At 70.6% G+C, this 20,762-nt stretch carries 19 protein-coding genes and 2 pseudogenes; 13 read left to right on the forward strand and 8 right to left on the reverse strand.

Annotated elements, in window-relative coordinates; translation table 11 throughout:
* Window positions 1-64 precede the first annotated feature (64 nt).
* The 8 genes and pseudogenes from G6048_RS23605 (at window position 65) to G6048_RS23640 (ending at window position 10,701) form a co-directional block, all read left to right on the forward strand.
* Entirely contained in the window at window positions 65-787 is a 723-nt protein-coding gene (locus G6048_RS23605) for a class I SAM-dependent methyltransferase (RefSeq protein ID WP_165341601.1), read from the forward strand.
* A complete protein-coding gene (locus G6048_RS23610; protein WP_165341589.1) occupies window positions 784-5,394 on the forward strand; it encodes an alpha-(1->3)-arabinofuranosyltransferase in 4,611 nt (1,536 codons plus the stop codon). The genes G6048_RS23605 and G6048_RS23610 overlap by 4 nt, the downstream gene beginning before the upstream one ends.
* Window positions 5,391-6,764 (forward strand): condensation protein, encoded by a 1,374-nt coding sequence (locus tag G6048_RS23615; RefSeq protein WP_235990219.1) that lies wholly within the window; start codon window positions 5,391-5,393, stop codon window positions 6,762-6,764. Before G6048_RS23610 ends, G6048_RS23615 begins: the two co-directional genes overlap by 4 nt.
* On the forward strand, window positions 6,761-7,504 hold the full coding sequence (locus G6048_RS23620) for a class I SAM-dependent methyltransferase (protein WP_165341590.1): 744 nt from the start codon (window positions 6,761-6,763) through the stop codon (window positions 7,502-7,504). The genes G6048_RS23615 and G6048_RS23620 overlap by 4 nt, the downstream gene beginning before the upstream one ends.
* Window positions 7,505-7,507: 3 nt before the next feature.
* Window positions 7,508-8,392, forward strand: a pseudogene (locus G6048_RS23625) (hypothetical protein); the annotation flags it as partial.
* A 593-nt stretch (window positions 8,393-8,985) separates the two neighbouring features.
* The gene (locus G6048_RS23630; RefSeq protein WP_165341591.1) at window positions 8,986-9,219 is read left to right on the forward strand and encodes a Trm112 family protein; all 234 of its coding nucleotides are present in this window, start codon (window positions 8,986-8,988) and stop codon (window positions 9,217-9,219) included.
* Window positions 9,216-10,202 (forward strand): FkbM family methyltransferase, encoded by a 987-nt coding sequence (locus G6048_RS23635; RefSeq protein WP_165341592.1) that lies wholly within the window; start codon window positions 9,216-9,218, stop codon window positions 10,200-10,202. The genes G6048_RS23630 and G6048_RS23635 overlap by 4 nt, the downstream gene beginning before the upstream one ends.
* On the forward strand, window positions 10,090-10,701 hold the full coding sequence (locus G6048_RS23640; RefSeq protein ID WP_165341593.1) for a hypothetical protein: 612 nt from the start codon (window positions 10,090-10,092) through the stop codon (window positions 10,699-10,701). The genes G6048_RS23635 and G6048_RS23640 overlap by 113 nt, the downstream gene beginning before the upstream one ends.
* Here G6048_RS23640 and G6048_RS23645 read toward each other — a convergent pair.
* Window positions 10,670-11,572 (reverse strand): ATP-grasp domain-containing protein, encoded by a 903-nt coding sequence (locus tag G6048_RS23645; RefSeq protein WP_165341594.1) that lies wholly within the window; start codon window positions 11,570-11,572, stop codon window positions 10,670-10,672. The genes G6048_RS23640 and G6048_RS23645 overlap by 32 nt on opposite strands.
* 214 nt (window positions 11,573-11,786) lie before the next feature.
* On the opposite strand from G6048_RS23645, the gene G6048_RS51010 reads away from it, so the two are divergent.
* Together G6048_RS51010 and G6048_RS23655 are read left to right on the forward strand one after the other, a co-directional pair.
* Entirely contained in the window at window positions 11,787-13,760 is a 1,974-nt protein-coding gene (locus G6048_RS51010) for a zinc ribbon domain-containing protein (protein WP_165341595.1), read from the forward strand.
* Between the two features lie 130 nt (window positions 13,761-13,890).
* Window positions 13,891-14,958, forward strand: coding sequence for a MerR family transcriptional regulator (locus tag G6048_RS23655; protein WP_165341602.1), 1,068 nt, complete (start codon window positions 13,891-13,893; stop codon window positions 14,956-14,958).
* Window positions 14,959-14,978: 20 nt separating this feature from the next.
* On the opposite strand, the gene G6048_RS23660 is transcribed toward G6048_RS23655, so the two are convergent.
* From G6048_RS23660 to G6048_RS23680, 5 genes and pseudogenes are all read right to left on the reverse strand, one after another.
* A complete protein-coding gene (locus tag G6048_RS23660) occupies window positions 14,979-15,404 on the reverse strand; it encodes a GyrI-like domain-containing protein (RefSeq protein WP_165341596.1) in 426 nt (141 codons plus the stop codon).
* A 300-nt stretch (window positions 15,405-15,704) separates the two neighbouring features.
* Complete coding sequence (locus G6048_RS23665) at window positions 15,705-16,067, reverse strand: DUF4180 domain-containing protein (protein ID WP_165341603.1); 363 nt, start codon at window positions 16,065-16,067, stop codon at window positions 15,705-15,707.
* 66 nt (window positions 16,068-16,133) lie between these two features.
* Window positions 16,134-16,532 (reverse strand): annotated as a pseudogene (locus G6048_RS51015) (ATP-binding protein); the annotation flags it as partial.
* A gap of 57 nt (window positions 16,533-16,589) precedes the next feature.
* Complete coding sequence (locus G6048_RS23675) at window positions 16,590-17,045, reverse strand: PNPOx family protein (protein WP_328826781.1); 456 nt, start codon at window positions 17,043-17,045, stop codon at window positions 16,590-16,592.
* 44 nt (window positions 17,046-17,089) lie between these two features.
* A complete protein-coding gene (locus G6048_RS23680; RefSeq protein ID WP_165341597.1) occupies window positions 17,090-17,761 on the reverse strand; it encodes an SDR family NAD(P)-dependent oxidoreductase in 672 nt (223 codons plus the stop codon).
* A gap of 149 nt (window positions 17,762-17,910) precedes the next feature.
* Here G6048_RS23680 and G6048_RS23685 point away from each other — a divergent pair, with 149 nt between their 5' ends.
* Both G6048_RS23685 and G6048_RS23690 read left to right on the forward strand, forming a co-directional pair.
* Window positions 17,911-18,603, forward strand: a complete 693-nt coding sequence (locus G6048_RS23685; RefSeq protein WP_165341598.1) for a TetR/AcrR family transcriptional regulator — start codon at window positions 17,911-17,913, stop codon at window positions 18,601-18,603.
* Between the two features lie 92 nt (window positions 18,604-18,695).
* On the forward strand, window positions 18,696-18,902 hold the full coding sequence (locus G6048_RS23690; protein ID WP_165341599.1) for a hypothetical protein: 207 nt from the start codon (window positions 18,696-18,698) through the stop codon (window positions 18,900-18,902).
* Between the two features lie 79 nt (window positions 18,903-18,981).
* Here the strand turns inward: G6048_RS23690 and G6048_RS23695 are convergent, their stop codons facing one another.
* Entirely contained in the window at window positions 18,982-19,494 is a 513-nt protein-coding gene (locus G6048_RS23695) for a MarR family winged helix-turn-helix transcriptional regulator (protein WP_408056159.1), read from the reverse strand.
* 132 nt (window positions 19,495-19,626) lie between these two features.
* Between G6048_RS23695 and G6048_RS23700 the strand changes: the two genes are divergently transcribed.
* Complete coding sequence (locus G6048_RS23700; protein ID WP_165341600.1) at window positions 19,627-20,061, forward strand: Rid family hydrolase; 435 nt, start codon at window positions 19,627-19,629, stop codon at window positions 20,059-20,061.
* Here G6048_RS23700 and G6048_RS23705 read toward each other — a convergent pair.
* The coding region (locus G6048_RS23705) for a Type 1 glutamine amidotransferase-like domain-containing protein (protein WP_235990220.1) at window positions 20,054-20,762 on the reverse strand (709 nt) is incomplete at its 5' end. The genes G6048_RS23700 and G6048_RS23705 overlap by 8 nt on opposite strands.

Here is a 20,762-nt window from a genome sequence, read left to right on the forward strand (position 1 = left end):
TTCCACGGGTTCCGGCAGAGGCACGGGCAAAGACAGACGTACGGGCAGGGGTACGGGGACGGGTCTGAAGGACCCCTCACTGCGCCGTTCCGTCGCCCTCTTCCGCGCCTTCCTCCATGAACAAGAAGACCCGGAGGCCTGCTACTCGCTGCTCGCCCGTGACGCCGTCGACCAGGTCGAGGCGTACGACGGTCCGGTCAATGGCCGGACCGTCGTGGACGTGGGTGGCGGGGGCGGCTATTTCACCGAGGAGTTCCGGCGGCGCGGCGCGCACGCCTACCTCTTCGAGCCGGACGTACAAGAACTCGGCGAGAAGCCGCCCGAGGGCGCCGTCGTGGCCGACGGCTATCTGCTGCCACTCGCGGACGGCGTCGCCGACGTCTGCTTCTCCTCCAACGTCCTCGAGCATGTGGCCGACCCGCAGACCTTCATCAGTGAGATGGTCCGCGTCACCAAGCCCGGCGGACTCATCTACGTGTCGTTCACCAACTGGCTGTCCCCCTGGGGCGGCCACGAGTGGGCGCCCTGGCACTACTTCGGTGCCGAGCGGGCCCGCGCCCGCTACCAGCGGCGTACCGGCAAGGACGCCAAACACACCCTCGGCGAGAACCTCTTCGCCGTGCATATCGGAACCACCCTCAGGCAGGTGCGCGAGAGAGACGACGTCACGGTCGTCTCGGCGCGCTCCCGCTACTGGCCGTTCCTCGCGGAAACCGTCGCGAAGGCGCCGGGGCTGCGCGAGTTCGCCACCTGGAATCTCCTCCTCATCCTCCGGCGGTATCAATGACCAGTACGGTCCAGTCGGCTCCTCCCCCGGCGCCGACACGTCCCCTCCCTCCTGTGCCCGACCCCCCTGAGGGGCCGCGGTCACGAAGGTGGCTGCTGGGGTTCTGGGCCGTGGTGTTCGTGTTGTTCCTGGCCGTGGACCCGGGGCGGCAGACCTTCGAGACCAAGCTCGGAGTGTCGGTCGACCCCTGGCAGTTCATGGCCGATCTCGGTCAGCTCTGGCACGATCGCGGCGGCTTCGGCGGAATCGCGGACCAGTACATCGGTTACGCCTTCCCGATGCTGCCGTACTACGCGCTGACCGACGCGCTGGGCATACCGGTGTGGCTGGCCGAGCGCCTGTGGCTGTCGCTCGTCGTGAGCGTCGCCTTCTGGGGTGCGCTGCGGCTGGCCGAACGGCTCGGCATCGGCAGCCGCCCCTCCCGCCTCCTTGGCGCGGTGGTGTACGCGCTGTGGCCGGTGTTCACGATCGTCGTCGGCTCGACCTCGGCGGCGGCGCTGCCGGGCGCGATGCTGCCGTGGGTGCTGCTGCCGCTGACGAACGAGCGCTACAGCGCCCGGATCGCCGCCCTGCGCTCGGCGCTGCTCATCCCCTTCATGGGCGGCGTCAACGCGGCGACAACTCTGGCCGCCCTCCTGCCCGTTGGCCTGTATCTCCTGTCCCGCCCGCGTGGCCCGCGGCAGCGCAAGCTGATCGTCTGGTGGGTGCCGGGGGTGATCCTGGCGACGGCCTGGTGGGTCGTTCCGCTGCTGCTGCTCGGCTTCTACGGCGAGAACTTCCTTCCGTACATCGAGAGTTCGCAGACCACGACGGCCACCATGTCGGCCACGGAGATGCTGCGCGGCGCCGGTAACTGGGTCGCCTATCTGAACTTCGGCGAGGCCTGGCTGCCCGCCGGCTGGACGGTCGCCTCCTCGGTCGTCGTCATCGTCTGCTCGGCCCTCGCGGCCGGTCTCGGTCTAGCCGGGCTCGCCCGCCGCGATCTGCCCGAGCGGCGCTGGCTGGTCCTGGTCGTGCTGTCGGTCGCACTCATCACCCTTGCCGGGTACGCCGGTTCGTTCGGCGCGCCCTTCCACGAGACCTTCCAGGGCTGGCTGGACGGCAGCCTCGCTCCGTTCCGCAACATCTACAAGTTCCAGGTGGGCCTCGCCCTCGCGCTGGCCTTCGGGCTGATGCACCTGGTCGGCGTGGCCTCCGAGACGCGGGGCGCCCGTCCCGTACGCGGCCGGCGGTTCGTCACGCTGATCGCGGCGGTTCTCGTCCTGCCCGGTCTCGCGCTGCCCTACCTCAACGGGTCGATCCTGCAGCCGGGTTCGTTCCAGGAGCTCCCCAAGTACTGGCAGGCCACGGCCGACTGGCTGGAGAAGCACTCCCCCGACTCCCGCGCCCTCGTCGTCCCCGCCACCGCGCACGGCATCTACACCTGGGGCTCCCCCATCGACCAGCCCCTCGACGTGCTCGCCGAATCCCGCTGGGCCCAGCGGGACTATGTGCCGTTCGGCACCGCGGGCAACCGGCGCGCCATGGACGCGGTCGAGCAGGCGTTGCTGACGGGCGGCGAAGTCCCGGGCCTGGCCGACTACTTGAGCCGCTCCGGGCTCCACTACGTCGTCGTACGCAACGATCTCGACCCGGACCAGATGGGCTACGTACCGAGCACGACCGTCAAGCGCACCCTGGAGGAGTCGGGCTACCGCAGGGTGACCGGCCTCGGCCCGCTGATGACGGGCGGGACGATCCCGGAGGACACCCCGGTGCAGGTCGAGGGCCTGTATCCGCGGCACCGCGCCGTCGAGATCTACGAGCCGGCCGATGAGAACGTGCCGCGGCCCGGGCAGGCCGGACTGAAGGCGGTCGCCGACACGGCCGTCGTCTCCGGCGGCCCCGAGGCGCTGCTGCCGGTGTCCGCCGACCCCGCGATGCGGGGCCGGGCCGCGGTGCTGACCGGTGACAACCATCCCGGGCTCGGCACTCCCCCGCTCCAGGTGACGGGCGACGGGATGCGTCGCGCCGACACGAGGTTCGGTCTGGTCAACGCCAACACCTCGTACACGTACACCCGCGACGAACGCAATCACTCCGGCAGCTTCCAGGACGCCGGCGAGAAGCCGCACCAGATCCTGCCGACGGAGGGCATCGAGCACCAGACGGTGGCCGAACTGCGCGGCGCCAAATCGGTGACCGCGTCGTCGAGCGGCAACTGGCTGTTCTATCTGCCGCAGTACGACCCGGTGAACGCCTTCGACGGCAACCCGAACACGGCGTGGGCCGAGGGCGCGTCCGGCTCGGCGGACGGGGAGTGGCTGCGGATCGGCTTCACGGAGAAGACCGACATCCCCTCCTCGATCCGGGTCACACCGCTGCCGCAGAACAGCGTGCGCTCCGCGCCGACGCGGGTGCGGGTGGAGACGGAACGCGGCTCGAAGACGAGCTACCTCCAGGCCAACGGCATGCGGCAGCGGATCAAGGCACCTGAGGGCGAGACGGACTGGCTGCGGATCACGATCGTCGACTCGGCGGCCCGGCATGCCGGTCTCACCGGTGCCGGGTTCTCCGAGATCAGCATCCCCGACGTCCAGGTGACCCGCATGCTGCGGCTCCCGAAGGACGCGGAGCGCTCCGAGGCCGCCGCCGAGGTCGTCTCGCTGCACCGGGCGTACGACCCGGGCGGCTTCTCCCCGACGGGCACGGAAGCGGGCCTGCACCGCCGCTGGAACTCCGAGGCGTCGGGCTCGTACGAGGTGAAGGCGAGCGCGGTCCCGGTCCCGGGTGCCGAACTCGACGAGCTGCTCTACCGGGTGGCCCCCGAGCAGCAGAATCAAATCGTCGCGACCGCCGACTCCACGGCCGGCCTCGGTGTCGGTCTGTCGCCGCGCAATCTCACCGACGGCGATCTGACCACCGCCTGGATCGCCGGGGACAACCCCACGATCCATCTGCGCTGGCCGGACAAGAAGGCCATCGATGAGATCGTGCTGCCGGGCGCGGGCGGACTGTCCACCCGGCCCACCAAGGTGGACATCAGCTCGCCGGACGGTGCGGCGATCGCCGGTGTCGACGAGAACGGCAACGTCCGCTTCCCCGAGATCACCACCAACGAGCTGAGCATCACGATCACCGAGACCGCTCGGATGAAGGTCCACAACCCGGTCGTCGACGACGATCTGCAACTGCCGGTCGGCCTCACCGAGGCGTACGTCCCGGCGCTCGACGAGTACCGCACCGAGCAGCCCGACGAGGACCGCACCTTCGACCTGCCGTGCGGCCAGGGCCCGGACCTCGCCGTGGACGACGAGCTGTACCAGACGAGCGCGAAGGGGACCGTCCAGGACCTCATGGAGCGCCGGCCCGTCGAGGTGACGCTCTGCCAGGAGGGCCGCGCGGACACCTCGCTCTCCCTCGACTCGGGCGCGCACCGCGTCGAGGCGGGCGACGCCGGTCCCCTGGCGGCCACGAACGTCACGCTGACCCGCGGCACGGTCACGGCACCCGCCGCGGCCGAGCGTGAGCTGGAGATACGGGACTGGCTGGGCGACCGCCGCGAGGTGAGCGCCGGCTCGGGCGCGGCCTCGTACCTGACGACGTACGAGAACTTCAACGACGGCTGGAAGGCCACGCTGAACGGCGACGAGCTGGACCCGGTCCGGCTCGACGGCTGGCAGCAGGGCTGGCGGATCCCGGCGGGCGAGGGCGGCACCATCAAGCTCTCGTACGAGCCCTCCACGACGTACGAGGCCGGGCTGATCGGCGGCGGCGTCGGGGTACTCGCGCTCGCGGGTCTCGTCCTGTTCCGCCGCCGCTCGCCCAACACCGACGAGCCCTCGCCGCTGCCGCCCGCCCCCGGGATGATCCTGGGCACCGTGGCGCTCACACTGGTGGCTGCCGTGATCGCCGGGTTCTTCGCCCTGCTGGTGCCGGTGCTCGCGCTCATCGCGTGGAAGCGGCACACGCTGCTGGTGCCGATCGCGTTCCTCGCGCTCGCGGGCGCCGGGATCGCCGCCGCCACGGGTGCGGGGACACCGGCCTCGGCGGACGAGGGGTCCTTCGGGCAGGCGGCCCAACTCCTTGCGCTGATCGGGCTGTTCGCGGGTCTGGTGTCGGTGCGGGGCGACGAGCTGGCGCCTCAGGCGACGCAAGGGGCTGTGCCTCCGGGGTCGCAGCAGGGAGGTCCCGGTGGCTTCGGTGTTCTGCCGCCCGTGCCGCCGCCCGCGCCCGCGCCTGCGCTCGGCCCGGAGGCGCCGACGGCAGCGCTGCCGCATCGGCAGCGCGGGGAGACGTACGGGCCGGACTCAACCAGGACAGCGTCCGAGTCGGGGGCGCCGGAAGCCGGGTCTCCGTCGGGAGCAGGTGCTGAGCCGGGTCCGGGTGCGTCAGGAGTGCTGCCGCCGTCCCGGACGCCGGAGGAGGAGTCGCCCGAGACGCCGCCGAAGTACGAGGCCGGGCCCACCGTCTCCGCAAGGGGCCCGGAGTCAGACCGGCGGATCCCCGATCCGCCGACCGTCCGCTTCCCGCTCCGTAAGCCGAAGTTCAAGGCGACGCGTTCCGAAGAGACGGAAGCGGCGGAACCGCGGGACAAGGAAGAGACGGGAGAAGGCGAAACCACATGACCGCCCTGGACCACCCGGCGCGCGACGGCACGGACGGACCCGTACAGCCGCCCGCCCGGATCCCGTTCCCCGTCGTGGACGAGGTCGCCCGGCACTGCCTCCAGGAGGAAGAGCCGGAAACCGTCCACATCGAGGTCCACCTGCCGGGTCATCTCGACCCGGCCCGCCTGAAGGCGGCTTTCACCGAGGCCCTGCACCGCCACCCCCGCATCCTGATGCGGGAGGCGGCGGGGCCCTGGTACCGCCGCCGCTACGAGTGGGAACTCACGCGCGACCCGGACGTGGCCGAGGTGGTGACGTTCCCGGCCCCGGACCGCGACGCCCTGAAGCACGCCCGGGACAGGGCGCTCGCCTCTGCCCCGCCCCTGTCGGCGTCCCCGCCGATCAGGCTGGAGGTGGTCCGGGATCCGGAGGACGACGGCACCGTTCTCTTCCTCACCATCAACCACACCGCCCTGGACGGCCCGGCCTGCCTGAGGGTCCTGGCCACCGCGGCCGAGGTCTACGGCGGGCGCGACAACGCGCCCGCCGCGCCCCCCAACCGCACAACGGGCAACGCCCCCACGGAAGTCGACGCCCCTTCCAGCTGGACACCGCCCGCCCGGGTCGCCCACGGCACGCCCGAGCCCTCCCCCGGCAACGGCATGCTCGTGTCCGAGCTGAACGTGCCGCACCGGCCCAAGGGCTCCCCCTACACCGTGAACGACCAGCTCATGGTGGCCACCGCGATGATGCTCGCCCACTGGAACCGGGAGCACGGCGCCCGCCCCCGGCCGATGCGCATCACGATGCCGGTGGACGACCGGCCGCGCGGCACGGACATGCCCATCGGCAACGGCACCCGGCTCGTCGAAGTCCCCTTCACACCGGAGGAGCTGGACGACTCCGACCTGCCAGGACTGCTGCGTCGTACGGCGGACCGCACCCGCGCCCTCAAGGCCCAGCCCCGGCCCCAACTCGGCCACGGAGCCGCCCTGTTGACCGCCCCCTGGGCCCCCGTACCCTGGCGGGCCGCCCTCACCAGAGGCCTGCGCAAAGCAGCCGCGCCCTGGACGTCGACGACCCTGCTGAGCAACATCGGCCGCGTCCCGTACCCCCTCGACTTCGGCGAGGGAGCGGGCCGTGCGCACGCCGTGTGGTTCTCCGCCCCCGCCCGCATGCCCCGCGGCCTGACCGTCACCACGGCCGCCACGGCGGGCAAGCTGCACCTGGCGCTGCGCTGGTCCCGCACCCTCCTCAGCCATGGTGACGGCTGCCACCTCCGCGACCTGTTCGAGCACTATCTGCACGCGACGGAACACGCGGGAGAGTCCAAAGAGGAGCCCAAGAGGGAGAAACCCACGAACTCCGTGAGGGGGAACGGCGCATGACCACCGCCCCGCCCACCCGCGAACGACCGCACGGACTACGGGACTTCTACGAGGACCCGGACGTCACCGTCGCCTCCGGCACCCCCCGTAGCCTCCGCCAGGCCCGGATGCTCGCCGAAGCCCTCGGCCCGGCCACGTCCGGCGCCCAGACCGTCATCGACATCGGCTGCGGCGACGGCAGCGCCGCCGCGACAGCCGCCCCGATCCTCGCGGGCCACCGCATCATCGGCGTCGACTGGTCCCATGACGCCCTGAAGCGCGCGCACACCCACATCCCGTACGTGGTACGCGGCGAACTCACCGACGGCGGGCTGCCGTTCCAGTCCGGCTGCGCCGACGCCGTCCTGTTCAGCGAGGTCGTCGAACACCTCGTGGACCCCGACGCGGCCCTCGACGAGATCCACCGGATCCTGCGCCCCGGAGGTCATCTCATGCTCTCCACCCCGAACCTGGCCGCCTGGTACAACCGGGCCCTTCTCCTCGCCGGCGTCCAGCCCGTCTTCTCCGAGGTGAGCCTGCGCGCCATCCACGGCCGTCCAGGGCAGGAGGTCGTAGGTCATCTGCGGCTCTACACCGCCCGCGCGCTACGGGAGTTCGTGGCCGCGTCCGGCTTCGAGGTCGTACGACTGCGGGGGGCGCCCTTCCATGGCGTACCGCGCCCTATGCGTCCACTGGACCGGCTCGCCTGCCGGGCGCCATCCATGTCCTCGATCCTGCTTCTGCACGCTCGGAGGACGTAGCCCATGTGGTGGGGGGTAGCCGCGGCGCTGCTGGCCAACGTTCTGTACAGCACCGGTTTCGTCCTGGAGAAACGGGCGCTGGCGGCCATGCCCTCGGTGAGCGTCCGCGAACCGGCGCGGCTGCTGCGGCTCGTCCTCGGCAGCCCGCTGTGGATCGGCGGCTCCCTCGCCCTGGCCAGCGGCTTCGGCGCCCAGCTCATCGTCTACCGCACCCTGCCGATCGCCGCCGCCCAGGGCATCTTCGTCTCCGGCCTGGTCATCCTCGTCCTGCTCTCCTCGAAGCTGCTCGGCGAGGAGACCTCCGGCCGCGAGCGGTACGCACTCGGCGCCATCCTCGCCGCCCTGCTGATGGTCGTCCTGTCGCTGAACGAACAATCCGACACGGTCAGCCGCAGCGCCCCCGTCTCGACGATCCTGCTGGTCTGCCTGCCGACCCTGGCGATGGGCGTCTGGCTGTACGGCTCCGCCGAGCACCGCGCGCGGCGCCGGCACCGGATGCCGACGACTGGGGTCGAATACGGCGTGGCGGTGGGCCTGTTGTACGGGGTCAGCTCGCTGGCCATCAAGGGCGTATCGAGCTACCTGACGGCAAGTGGCCTCGGCGGCGCGGTACTTGACCTGTTGATCTCCCCGTATCCGTACATCTTGATGTTCACCGGCGCGTTCGGCCTGATCATGTCGCAGGCGGCGCTGCAACGCTGCCGGGCCTCGCTGATCGTGCCGGTCTGTACGACGGTGACCTGCCTGTTCACGGCGATCCTCGGCACGCTCGCGTTCGGCGAGGCGCTGCCCGAGGACCCCGTACGGCTCGCGCTGCGCCTCGGCGGAACGGCGCTGGCGGTCTCCGTACTCCTCGCCATGCCCAAACACGACCCGCCGGCGAAGCCGGAGCCCGGGCCGTCGGAGCCGGAACTGCCGTCGGAGCCGGAGCCCCGGCCGTCGGAGCCGGGACCGCCGCCGGTGTCGGAGCCCGGGCCGTCGGATCCTGAACCGCCGTCGGAGCCGGAGCCCCGGCCGTCGGAGCCGGGACCGCCGCCGGTGTCGGAGCCCGGGCCGTCGGATCCTGAACCGCCGTCGGAGCCGGAACCGCCGCCGGTGTCGGCATGGTTTTCGAAGTCCTCCGGGTGGCCGACGGAGCCCGAGTCCCGCTCGGAAACCGAACCGCCTCCGGACCATGAGCCGACACCGACACCGACATCGACATCGGAGTCTGAGCGGCCGTCGCAGTCCGAACGGCCCCCGGAGTCCGACTCCCCGTCGGAGCCCGAACAGAGGCCGGCGCCCGATTCCCCATCGGAGCCAGACCAGAGCCCGGAGCCCGATTCCCCATCGGAGCCCGAGCGGCCGCCGGAATCCGAGCGGTCACCCGAGACCGAGCGGCCACCGGAGAAGGATCGATCACCGGAGAACGAGCGGCCATCGAAGACCGAACCGGCAGCGAAGCCCGAACGCCCCACCCCCACCCGAGAGTTGACCCCACCATGAACCCTGACGACCCGCTGCTGAAGATCCTGGCGTGCCCGCTGGACAAAGGGCCCCTGCACCTCCTCGCACAGGAACAGGAGGAGCCGGGAGGGCCGGGCGACGCCCTCTACAACCCACGCCTGCAACGCCGTTACCCGATCATCGACGGCATACCCCAGCTCCTCCCGTCCTCCGGCGAGCAGGTCACGGAGGACGAACACGAGCAACTCCTGAAACGGATAGCCCCATGACCCTGGCGGCCCGACTAGCCCCTTTCATCCCGCTCCGCCTCGTCGCCGCGGCGGCCCGGCTCGTCTACCCGCGCTTCGAGCCCGAACTGGCCCGGCTCCCCGAGCTGTGCCCGCCGGACTGCGGCACGGCCGTGGACGTCGGCGGCTGGTACGGCCCCTGGACGCGCCGTCTGTCGGACCGGGCCGGCCGCGTGGTGACCGTCGAGCCGGTGCCGCACCTGGCCCGTTTACTGACCGACGCCACCCCCGGAAACGTACGGGTGGTCCGCGCCGCCGCCAGCGACCACCAGGGCACCGCCCGGCTGTGGCTGCCGCCCGGCGACCAGGGCGACCGCGGCGTCTCCTCGCTCATCCGCCGGGACATCCACGCCCGCGCCCTGGACGTCCCCTGCGTCACCCTCGACAGCCTGGACCTCCACGACGTCGGCTTCGTCAAGATCGACGTCGACGGCAACGAACTCGCGGTCCTGCACGGTGCCACCGCCCTGCTGACCCGCGACCGGCCGGCCCTGTTCATCGAGCTGGAGGCCCGTATCCAGCCGATCGCCCCGGTGGTCTCCCACCTCGCCCAGCACGGTTACGAGGGCTGGGTCCTGCCCGGCGACACCTGGCTCCCCCTGTCCTCCTTCGACCTGGAGGCCCACCAGGCAGGCGCCTCCCATGTCGTCTCCCAGGGCCTGCTCCGCCGGGTGCTCCCGTTCCGCGGCAACGGCTACATCCGGTACGTGAACTCCGTCCTGTTCCTCCCCGACGGCCGCCGCCCGGGCGAGCGACTCGTACGCGACGAGCGGTCGGTACCCGATGACCGGTCGGTACCCGATCACCCGTCCGAACGCGACGATGGAACGCGTGTCCGCGAGGATGGGACGCATGCCCGCCGCGAAGCGACCCACCCGCCCCTTCACCCGGCTCGACTTCCAGCTCGTCCTGCTGCACCGCATGGCCGACCACAATCCGGACCTGGTCGAGGAAGCCCGTCATGAGCTGGGCGTCTCGATCGCCGAGATGCGCGAGGCCAACCGCCGCTGGCAGGCGATGATCCGCGGCCCCCGCTCCCGCTCAGCCGCCTCCCGCTACCACTCCGTCCTCGGCCAGCCGGAGTCCGTCACGACCCGCAAGATCGGCGACCTGGAGTGCGAGGCCCGGCTCTGGTCGGTCCCCCTGTGGCCGGACCTCCGCTTCGAGGTGCTCCTCGCCCCGAACGGAGCGGTCTGGAACGAGTGGCTGATACGGGCGCCGGGTACGGCGGGCCCTTCATTGGACACGCTCGACGACATGACGCCCTGGTCCTGCACGGTGGACGAAGCGGCCCGCGCCTTCGCTCCCGTCCGGCCGCTGGAGGGGACGGCGCCGACACGGTGGGGGCTGAAGTTCACGGCGACGGATGCGTCGGGCGTACGACGGGACTGCGTGGCGGAGTTCACCTGGGGGCTGTTGCAGCGGATGGCTGTCAGCGGGCAGGCCGCTGCTGAGCAACCTTGACGATCGCCTCCGCGACGACCGGCACCGAGTCGGTGTGCAGCGAGAGGAAGAGGTTCGGCTCGATCAGCTCGAGCTCCATGACGCGGGGCTCGCCGTCGTCTCCGTCCACGAGGTCGACGCGGGCGTAGAGCAGCTCGGTGTCGCCGTCGCCGGGTACGGCCGCCAACGCCCGTTCGGCGACGGCGAGTTCGGCGGGGATCGGCTCCCAGGGCCGGAGGTTCGGGTGCGGGACCTTGGCCTCGTCGTAGGCGGTTCCGGGTGCGAGGACGGCGCCCTTCCGTATGGCATGCAGGAAACGCCCGCCGAAGAACTGGAGGGCCCGTTCACCCGCCGTATCGATGCTCCGGACGTACGGCTGCACGATCGCGGTCAGCCCCTCCGCGTGCATCCGCGCGAGATGGCGTACGGCCGTCTCGCGCTCCCCGGGCGAGTAACGGGCGGCGTACCGGGCCCCTGCCCCCGAGGTCGGCTTGATCACGTACTCCTGCTCCTCCGGCAGGTCGACCGGATCCCCCGGAGCGAGAAAGCGCGTGTCGACGACGGGCACCCCGGCCGCGCTCAGATCCCCCAGGTACCGCTTGTCGGCGTTCCACCGCACGACGTCGACCGGATTGGCGAGCGTCGTGGCCGCCCCGCACCGCTCGGCCCAGGCGACGAACTCCGGGGCCCGCCAGGTGTAGTCCCAGGTGGACCGGATGACGGCGAGATCGAAGTCGCCCCACTCGAGATCCGGGTCGTCCCAGCAGACGACGGCGGCCTCGGCTGCCCCGGCCTCCTCCACCGCGCCCGCGAGCACCGGCAGATCGACGTCCTTGCCGCTCTCCAGAACCTCCCGGCAGGTGACGAGCGCTATTCGGGTACTGCGTGCCACGGCGGACTCCTCGTTCGTACGTCGAATCGATCGGTTCGGCGCGCAGGCTCACCTGCTTCCTTTACTCCCTTAGGCATTCGTAGTGACTGGTCATCCGCTGGCCTGGTGCCGGTGTCCGATGGAGATCGTATATAGGTGCGAAGGTCGATTGCGTGACCCTTCCGCGGGGATGTCGTTGATCGGATGACAGCACATGGGCGGGGAAGGAGTATCGGTGAGCCGAAGGCTGCCACTCGGGGAGGGCGAGGCCGCCCGCACCGCCTGTGCCCGCAGTGTGCTGCGCACGGGTGTGGAAGAGAAGACCGGCGAACTCCTGTCGGCTGAGGGGCTGGCCGAGCGGGTGGGCTGGGCGGCCGATCTGGTGTCGGGCATGGTTGCCGCGCTGCTGGCCGAGCACTGGAACAGCCTTGATGTGGAGGTGCTGGCCGGCGGTGAGGACACGGCGGGCCGCCCACTGCCGTCGAGCGCCTGGATGGCCCTGCGCCGCCTGGGCTGGACCGCCAGCCCGCCGGAGGGTATCCGCGTCAACGACCGCATCGTGCGCATAGCCCAGGAACAGGCGGGGCGGACGCTGCGCTCGGCGAAATGGCGCGCCGACCTCGCCGTCGGAGTGCTCACGACCTGGCCCGCCACCCCCGCCAAGCGCACCCCCTCGGAGTGGGACGCAGTACGGGAGGCGGTGCCCGACGGGCGGTCTATGCCCTCCAGCATCATCTCCTCCCGGACCCGGCAGATCGCCACCTTCGCGAGGAAGCACGGCCGGATGCCGGCCGACGTCTTCGAGATAGAGGCCAAGCCCCGCATCGCGCGAATGCTGCTGCTGTCCGCCTGCGACGGGCAGCAGGCCACCATCGAACGCGCCGACGAGCCGGACCGGGCGCTGCTGCGCCTGCAGTTGCCAACCCGCCCCGACCCGCGGTCCTACGCGGACTGGACGTGGGTGGCCTTCCACATCAAACTGCCACCGACGATCCCCACGAACGCGGTGCTGCACCTGCCCACACTGCGCGTGAATCACGGCACGGTGTGGGCCGATCTCGCCTACACCCACGCCGTTCCCCAGACACAGCGGAGCGGGCACCGGGTCGCGCTGGGGGTGGACTGGGGCCTGAACACCCTGCTGTCCGCCGGGGCTGCCCGGCTGCACGACGACGGCACGGTCACCGCCCTCGGTGCCGGGGGAATGTTCCGCGCCGCCGGGGTTCTGGCGAAACAGCATCGGCTGCGTCGCCTGTCCGAGCACCTGCATGTCAAGGCATGCCGTTACCAGCGACTCATCGGCGATACCGCACAACACGCCCTGGCTGCGAAGCACGCGGTACTGGTCGAGGAGATCCGGCACGTCTCCCACCGGCGGTCGAACTTGAACGACGCCCTCGCGTGGGCTGCCGCCCGCTGGGCGGTGGACCAGGCGATCGCCGCCGGGGCGAGCGTGATCTACACCGAAGACCTCCGCTCGATGGAAGCCCGCGGTATGGGCCGCACCCACAACACCCGCCTGTCACAAACAGTGCGCGGACAGATCGTGGGCCGGATGCGGCACCTCGCTGCCGAGACCGGCATCGCCGTGGTCACCGTCCCGGCGCGGAACACCTCCAAGCACTGCCCGCAGTGCCTGGCACCACTGCGGCACCGCAAGGCCCCCGACCGGCCCACCACACCCGGCTGGAAATGGGCCCTCTGCGGCTCCTGCGGCTGGCAGGGCGACCGCGACCAGGGGGCGTGGAAACGGATCGCCGCACGCGGTCTGACCCACCAGGCCAAAACCGTCACCGACCGCACCACAGGTGCCATGAGGATCCGCGCGGTGATCGACAAGCTCGAAGCGGGCGCGGTCATCACCCCCACCGAGCCCAAGACCCGCCGGGCCGATCGGTCCAAGACCGGCCCCACCCGGCGCCACACCACACGTCCGACGCCCAGGCGACGCCGGACGCCCTCCCCCACCAGACCTTCGGGTCCGGCGGGCCAGCGTCCGGAGGGACACGCCCACACGGACCGGACCCGGCTGCCCCGCGCAGCCCACCGGCACCAGAGCGTGACAACGATCAGCACACCCACCACCAGCCGACACCGGCCACGAGGAACAGCACTGGGCGGAGGCTTCCACCACCACGCCCACGCCACCCCTCCACGGTGGACAGAACCCATGGCAGACACGATGTCTTGCACGGGATCGTTCAACTGATCAGAGACGCTAACAACCGAAGGGGAACCGTGGATTGACCTTCACCTTTGGGGAGGCCCCAGCATCAGTGGCGAGACGAGGAACGACCGGCTCGCGAGGTGGGCGCATGGAGATCGCGCAGGGAGATCGCATGGACATGCTGACGATCGGGGCGTTCGCCAAGGCGTGCCGGCTGTCGCCGAAGGCGCTTCGGCTGTACGACGAGCTGGAGTTGCTGCGGCCGGCGCGGGTGGACCCCGAGAGCGGGTACCGCTACTACGCGCCGGAGCAGTTGGAGCAGGCGCGTCTGGTGGCGTGGCTGCGGCGGCTCGGGATGCCGTTGGCCCGGATACGCGAGGTCTGCGCGCTCGAACCGGCGTCCGCCGCGGCGGAGATCCGCGCGTACTGGGCGCGGGTCGAGGCCGAGACGGCGACCCGCCGCGACCTGGCCGCCTTCCTCGTCGACCACCTCTCACAGGTTCCGAGGAAGGACACCACCATGCTGGAACTGCGTTACGCCGCCCTCTCCGACACCGGACTCGTCCGCCCCGCCAACCAGGACACCGCCTACGCGGGCACCCGCGTCCTGGCCGTCGCGGACGGCTTCGGCCCGGCGGGCGCCCCCGCGAGTACGGCCGCGGTCGAGGCCCTCAAGTTCCTGGACACCGAGCCGCTTCCGGCGGGCAGCGTCCTCAACCTCCTGGAAGACGCGGTCCAGGGCGCGACGCAGGCGGTCCAGGACGCGACCCGGAACCCGAAGGAGGACGGCACCACCCTCACCGCCATGCTCTGGACCGGCTCCCAACTGGCCCTGGTCCACATAGGCGACAGCCGCGCCTACCTCCTGCGGGACGGCTCCCTCTTCCAGATCACCCACGACCACACGATGGTCCAGTCGATGATCGACGAGGGCCGCCTCACCCTGGAGGAGGCAGTGGCCCACCCCCAACGCGCGCTCCTGTTGAAGGCGTTGACGGGCGCGGCTCCGGCTCCCACTCCGGACGTACGCCTGCACGACGCCTTGCCGGGCGACCGCTACCTCCTCTGCTCCGACGGCCTCTCGTCGGTAGTCCCGGACTCGGAGATCCAGGAAACCCTGACCACAATTCCCGCCCCTGAACAGGCAGTTCGCGCCCTGATCATCGCGGCGAACAACTCCGGCGGCCCGGACAACGTGAGTTGCGTGGTGGCCGACGTGGTGACGACCGATTCGCCCTGAGCGCGGGACTGAGCCTGCCGTCACGACCGGATCGGCACCCACAGCTCGATCTGGTCGTGCCGACGGTAGAACTCGACCAGGGGCCGGGTGTCATCGACCGGCAGCATCGCCTCGAGCTCGGCCATCCCGTCGCCGATTCGCTCATAGATCTGGGGAGGGTCGCCGACGAGGCGACCGCGCAGGTAAGAGCCTCCCGGCAAGGTGCCGAGCTCCAGCCCCAGGCGGTCGGGGTGGTCGTCCTCCTTGACCGGCGTGCAGACGGTATAGGTGTTCTGGCGCTCGTCGACCTGTGCGTACATCTTGCGTCCGCGCAGCCCGACCAGTTTCTCGAACGACGGCCAGAGCTGCTGTATTTGGGACAGCTCATCGACGGTGGCCTGCTGCATGACGGTGACGTCCGGCCGCTCAATGCGGTCGGGCGGGACGGAAAATACCGAGGATGTCATGGCACCGAATACAAGCACGCGCCACTGACATCGAGGCGGGCGTGGCGGTGAGGCAGCGGGCGCGGTGGTGGGCCCAGGGGGTGTTGGCCGCAAAGCGTGAGCACTTCTACCCGCGGTGTTCACGCATCGCTCATTTGAGCATCTGAAGGACAGTTTTCCTGTCAGTGTTCACGTTGGGCGCGACAGGGGTCACCGGGAGCCGGTCGCGGCGCCACAATCGGTGCGCTGACGCTACGTTCTAACGTGTCCTGCGCGCACGGAAGCCCGTACGCGCAGGACACACCAACAGGTCGAGCCCGCCTACCCCTTGAGCCGCTCCCGCAACTCCTCCGCGTCGGCCAGAAACCACGTCTGCCGCCCGCGGTTGCACTCCCGGACGAAGTCCCGCAGCGCCGAACTGGCCTCCGTATGACGGGAGATGTCACCGAGGACGGCGATCCCCATGCCGTACTGGACGAACTTCTGGATGATCCCTCCGGCGACACGAGTGCTCAGCTGGAAGAACGCCTCATCGAACCGCTCGACGGGGATGACGACCCACTGGGCGCCCTGGTACCCGGCATCGCCGATGAAATCCAGCGCGTCGCGTTCGCTGCGGATGGGTTCGCCCTCTGGGGCGCACATCAGGACGGGCACGTCATGAATCTTCTGCAGGGTGGTCATGGCGCCCAGGCTACGAGTTAGTCGAGGCAGCCGAGAGAAGGATTCCTCGGACTCCACAGTCGCGACTTTGAAGGAGGCCCACACGGTCTTCCCCGGCACATGCTCGGTGACGCCGAAGTCATCGGCCAACTCACGGACCAGGAACAGCCCTCGCCCCGTACACCGCTCGTCGTCGGGTTGCCGGATCATCGACCTGCCGTCACCACCGTCGCGCACCTCCAGTCTGAGCAGGTGGCCGTCCAGGAGCAGTCGAACGCAGAACTCCCGTCCTGGCGGCACTCCGTGGAGCACGGCATTGGTGGCGAGTTCCGAGACGCACAGCCGTATGTCGTCCTGACACGCCGGATCACCGGCGGCACGCCCGCACTTCTCGCCGACCTCGGCCACCCGCCCCGGCTCAGTGTGGTTCAGGGTCCGGCCGGCGGTCGGCCAGGGCCGCGGTGATGATCCGCTCCTGGCGCTCATGGTGGGAGTGCTTGCGGGCGAGCAGGGTCTCCGTCGACAGCATCAGCCGGTCGAGTGCTACCGGCCCGGCCGCTCGGGCTCCATCCGGAAGCAGACGAAGCGGGTCTTGGCGGCGGCCGTGCGCAGCTCGTCGTCGGTGGGCTGCCGGTCGCCGGGGAGGCCGAGCATCAGCCCCTTGGCGGCCTTGGGCCCTTTGCACCGGCCGAACTCACCCAGCAGGGCGGCGACTTCCTCAGGGTCCTCGACGACCGTCGGGACGGCGCCGTGGTCCTGGCCCCGGATGCGCAGCCGGACGGCGGACCCTTGGCGCATGCTGGGGATCCAGCCGAGCTGGGAGGACATGGCGAGCACCGTGCCGGGATCCCAGTCGAAGTAGCCGATGGGGACCGTGAATTCGCGACCCGTCCTGTGCCCCTTGTACGTGAGCAGCATCAGGCGCCCGCTCAGCGGCTTGTGGAAGCGGGAGGCGAGCAGCGGCCGTACGACCTTGTTGGCGGCTCGGAAGATCTTCACCAAGGGTGGCCTGGCCGTGTTCGCCGCGGGCGTGCCGGAGGTGCTCACCAGATGCCGCCGGGGACGGTGTGGACGATCTCGGCCTGGTCGCGCTTGGTGTAGGCGTCCCAGTAGTGCTCGGCGATGGTCTCGGGCTCGGTGCCGGGACCGCTGCCGATGAATACCCCGATGGCCACGTGCGCGGTGTGCACCCCGTGCTCGGCGAGGTCGATGCCCAGGGCCATGGCGTAGTTGCGCAGGGCCGCCGCCGCGACGCCGATGCTGCCGAACGCGCCGCCCAACGGCCGGACCGAGGAGGCGCCCGTGGAGAACAGCAGGGTGCCACTGCCGCGTTCGAGCATGGCGGGCAGCACCTGACGGACCGCGGCGACCGCTCCGTACAGGTAGTAGTCGAGCTGCTTGTGGAGGTCCTGCGCCGTGGCGTCGACGGCGGCGGCGCCGGCGAACGCGGGGTCGGCGGGCGAGTACTCCAGTACGTCGACGGCCCCGAACCGGTCGGCGACCGCGGCGAGCGCCGACTGCAGCGAGTCGGGACGCGTCACGTCCGCGGCGAAGCCCGCGGCCTCGATGCCCTCCTCGGCGAGCTGCGCGGCGAGCGCGTCGAGCTTGTCCTGGGTCCGGGAGACCAAGGCGACCTGGAAACCCTCCCTTCCGAAGCGGCGGGCGATGGACAGGCCCAGGCCGGGGCCTGCCCCGATGACGGCGATGACGGGCATGGGTGGTGCTCCTCTGGTCGGACGGGCTGGATCGATGAGGCGCAGCTCCCGCCCCGACAGCGGTCGGGACTGAAAGTCGAGGGCTGCCTCATGTTCTTGGATCGTAGCAGAGAATATGAGGCACCCCTCCGGTTGGTAGGCTGAGTGACATGGCCATCGACCCTCCGTCCGCCTCCGCCGGGAACCCGGCCCCTGCCCGCCCCCTGCGGCGCGACGCGCAGCGCAATCGCGAGGCCCTGCTCACCGCGGCCCGCTCCTGCTTCGCCGAGCAGGGCATGGAGGCCCCCCTGGAGCAGGTGGCCAAGCGGGCCGGGGTGGCCATCGGCACGCTGTACCGGCACTTCCCCACCCGGCTGGACCTGGTGCAGGCGACCTTCGCGGAGAAGCTGGCCGTCTGGCGGGAGGCCGCCGAGAAGGCCGTCACCATGGACGACGCTTGGGCGGGGCTGTGCCACTTCCTGGAGACCATGTGCGAACTCCAGTCACAGGACCGGGGGTTCAACGACCTGGCCTCCATACGGTTGCCGGAGAGCGCCTGCCTGGCGGGCGCCCAGACCCGCATCCGCGAACTCGGTGTACACATCGTCGAGCGTGCGCAGGAGCAGGGCAGCCTGCGCCCCGACCTCACCCCCGAGGACCTTGCCTTCGTCATCTGGTCGCACAGCCGCGTCACCGAGGCCACCCACGCCATCGCCCCGGACGCCTGGCGCCGCCACCTTTACCTTCTGCTCGACGGCTTCCGAACCGACCGCGCCCACCCGCTGCCGGCGCCGCCGCTCACCGAGGAGCAGCTGTACCGCGCCATGATCAGCCTCGGCGGAAACGGGGCCTGCGGCGCCTGACCGTCGGCACGCGTCGTTGTCTCAAGGCGCCGCGGGAGCCCCTTCCCGGCGACCAGGCCGAGCCGGTACGCCTCCGTCCCCGCGACTCAGAGTTGCACCATGAGCGGTCCAAGGAGCTGCGCTGCGACCGGATCCCGCCCCTCAAGAGGATCCCTCTCGACCTCGACGCGGACACTGCGTACGAGGACACCGGGTACGAGTGCCAGTACCTCGAGACGGACTATGGTCCGCCCCGCTGGGTGAACGAAGCCGTCATCCTCGGCAAGACTGGCGTCATCTTCCGGGAGATCCGGTCCTGAACCGGCGCAGCAGGGCGCGGCACCAGGCGAACCGATCTTGCCCAGTGGGCCTGGCCGAAGTCGCCGCATAGGACGGCTGTCAGCCGAAGTCGTCGGGGACGATGCGGAGTTTTTGGGCGATGCGGGCGAGGGCCTTCTGGTCGGTCGTGTTGAGCGAGTCGAGGACGATGCGGCGTACGGCGCGCAGGTGTGTGGGCGCTGCCAGGTGCACGATGTCAAAGCCGGCGTCGGTGAGTTCGGCGAGGGTGTAGCGGCCGTCGGCCGGGTCGGGTGTCCGTACGACCCAGCCGCGCTGTTCACAGCGTTTGACGACGTTGGACAGGCGGGAGAGCGACCCGCTGGCGAGGAAGGCGAGCTCCCCCATCCGCAGCTTGCGCTGCGGGGCCTCGGAGAGGTGGCTGAGCACGAGGTACTCGAACAGGGTGAGGCCGTGTTCCTGCCGCAGCGGCGACTCCAACTTAGCGGGCAGCAGCAGGACAAGGGAGATCAGCCCCGTCCACGCCGCCTTCTCCTGCTCGTCGAGCCACCGCAGCTCCTCGTCGTCCCCGTGTTCGCCCGCGCCGCTCATGGACCCTCCCGTGCTGCTGCTCATGGATCTTCCCGCCCTCCGGCGAAGTCCGCCATCACTTCACCCTTGAACTAATTGCGTGTTAGCCTCACTTTACGCGTGAACTCATGCAGGAGGAAACGCACCCCTATGACTATGGACAGGAAGAGGAACATCATGAGCACCGTCACCTTCGGCGTCGTTCCGGGCTACGGCGAGAAGCTGCACGAGGCCCTCGGCTACAGCGGGGCCGTCCGCGTCGGCGACCGGGTCGAGATCTCCGGTCAGGCCGGGGTGGATGACGACCTGGTCATCCCCGACTCGCTGGAAGACGAGATCATCCAGGCTTTCGACAACGTGGAGCGCACGCTCGCCACGGTCGGCGCGACATGGAAGGACGTCATCCACGTCAACTCGTACCACAAGGTCGCACCGGGAGATGACGTCATCGGCGATGACGTCAACACGGTCATGGCCGAGCAGTTCCGCCGTCGCCTCGACGGCCGCGCGCCGATCTGGACCGAGACCGGCGTCACGGTCCTCGGCCTCGCCGCCATGCGCGTGGAGATCCGCGTCACCGCCATCGTCGGCTCCGGGAGCAGTGTCAGTTGACCGTGGGCAGGCGGCGCGGTTCGATGCGTTCCTCGGTGGCCGAGTCGCCGTCGCGGGTGACGATGTACGCGCCTTTGCCGGGCAACTCCGTTACGGCTTCGGTCAGTTCGGTGCCGCGGTAGACCAGGCCCACTCCGTCGTCGGTGCAGTGGGTCGTGGGGAGGGTGCCGTCCGCGACGAGGCGGTGTACCAGGGGGCGGCGGCCGGAGTCGGTGTCGTAGTGGACGCCGTTGCCGTACGGGAGGAAGCCCAACGCGTTGGTGAGCGGGCGGAGTTCGGGGCCGAAGGAGTCCGTGGTGCCGCCCTGGAACCAGCAGATCGAGCCCGCGCTGACGCCGCTGAGGACGACGCCCGAGCGCCAGGCCCGGTGGAGGATGTCGTCCAGGCCGTGCACTCGCCATACCGCGAGGAGGTTCGCCACCGAGCCGCCCATGACCCAGACGACGTCCTGGTCGAGGACGGTGGCCTCCACGTCGTCGTGGTTGGGCATCGGGAAGAGCTGGAGTGGCGTGAGGTCGAAACCCGCCACGCGTGCGGCCTCGGACATGCGGGCCGTGAAGTGCTCGGCGTCGCCTATCGCCGTGCCCACGTACAGGACGCGGGGGCGGCGGCCGTGAACGCCGGAGAGTTCGACCGCGTGGTGTACCAGGGCGTCGAACGTCACCATGGTCCGGCCGCCGCCGGCTCGGTGGCCGCCGGAG

It is taken from the genome of Streptomyces ureilyticus (genome assembly GCF_011045025.1).
GTDB classification, from domain to species: Bacteria; Actinomycetota; Actinomycetes; order Streptomycetales; family Streptomycetaceae; genus Streptomyces; species Streptomyces ureilyticus.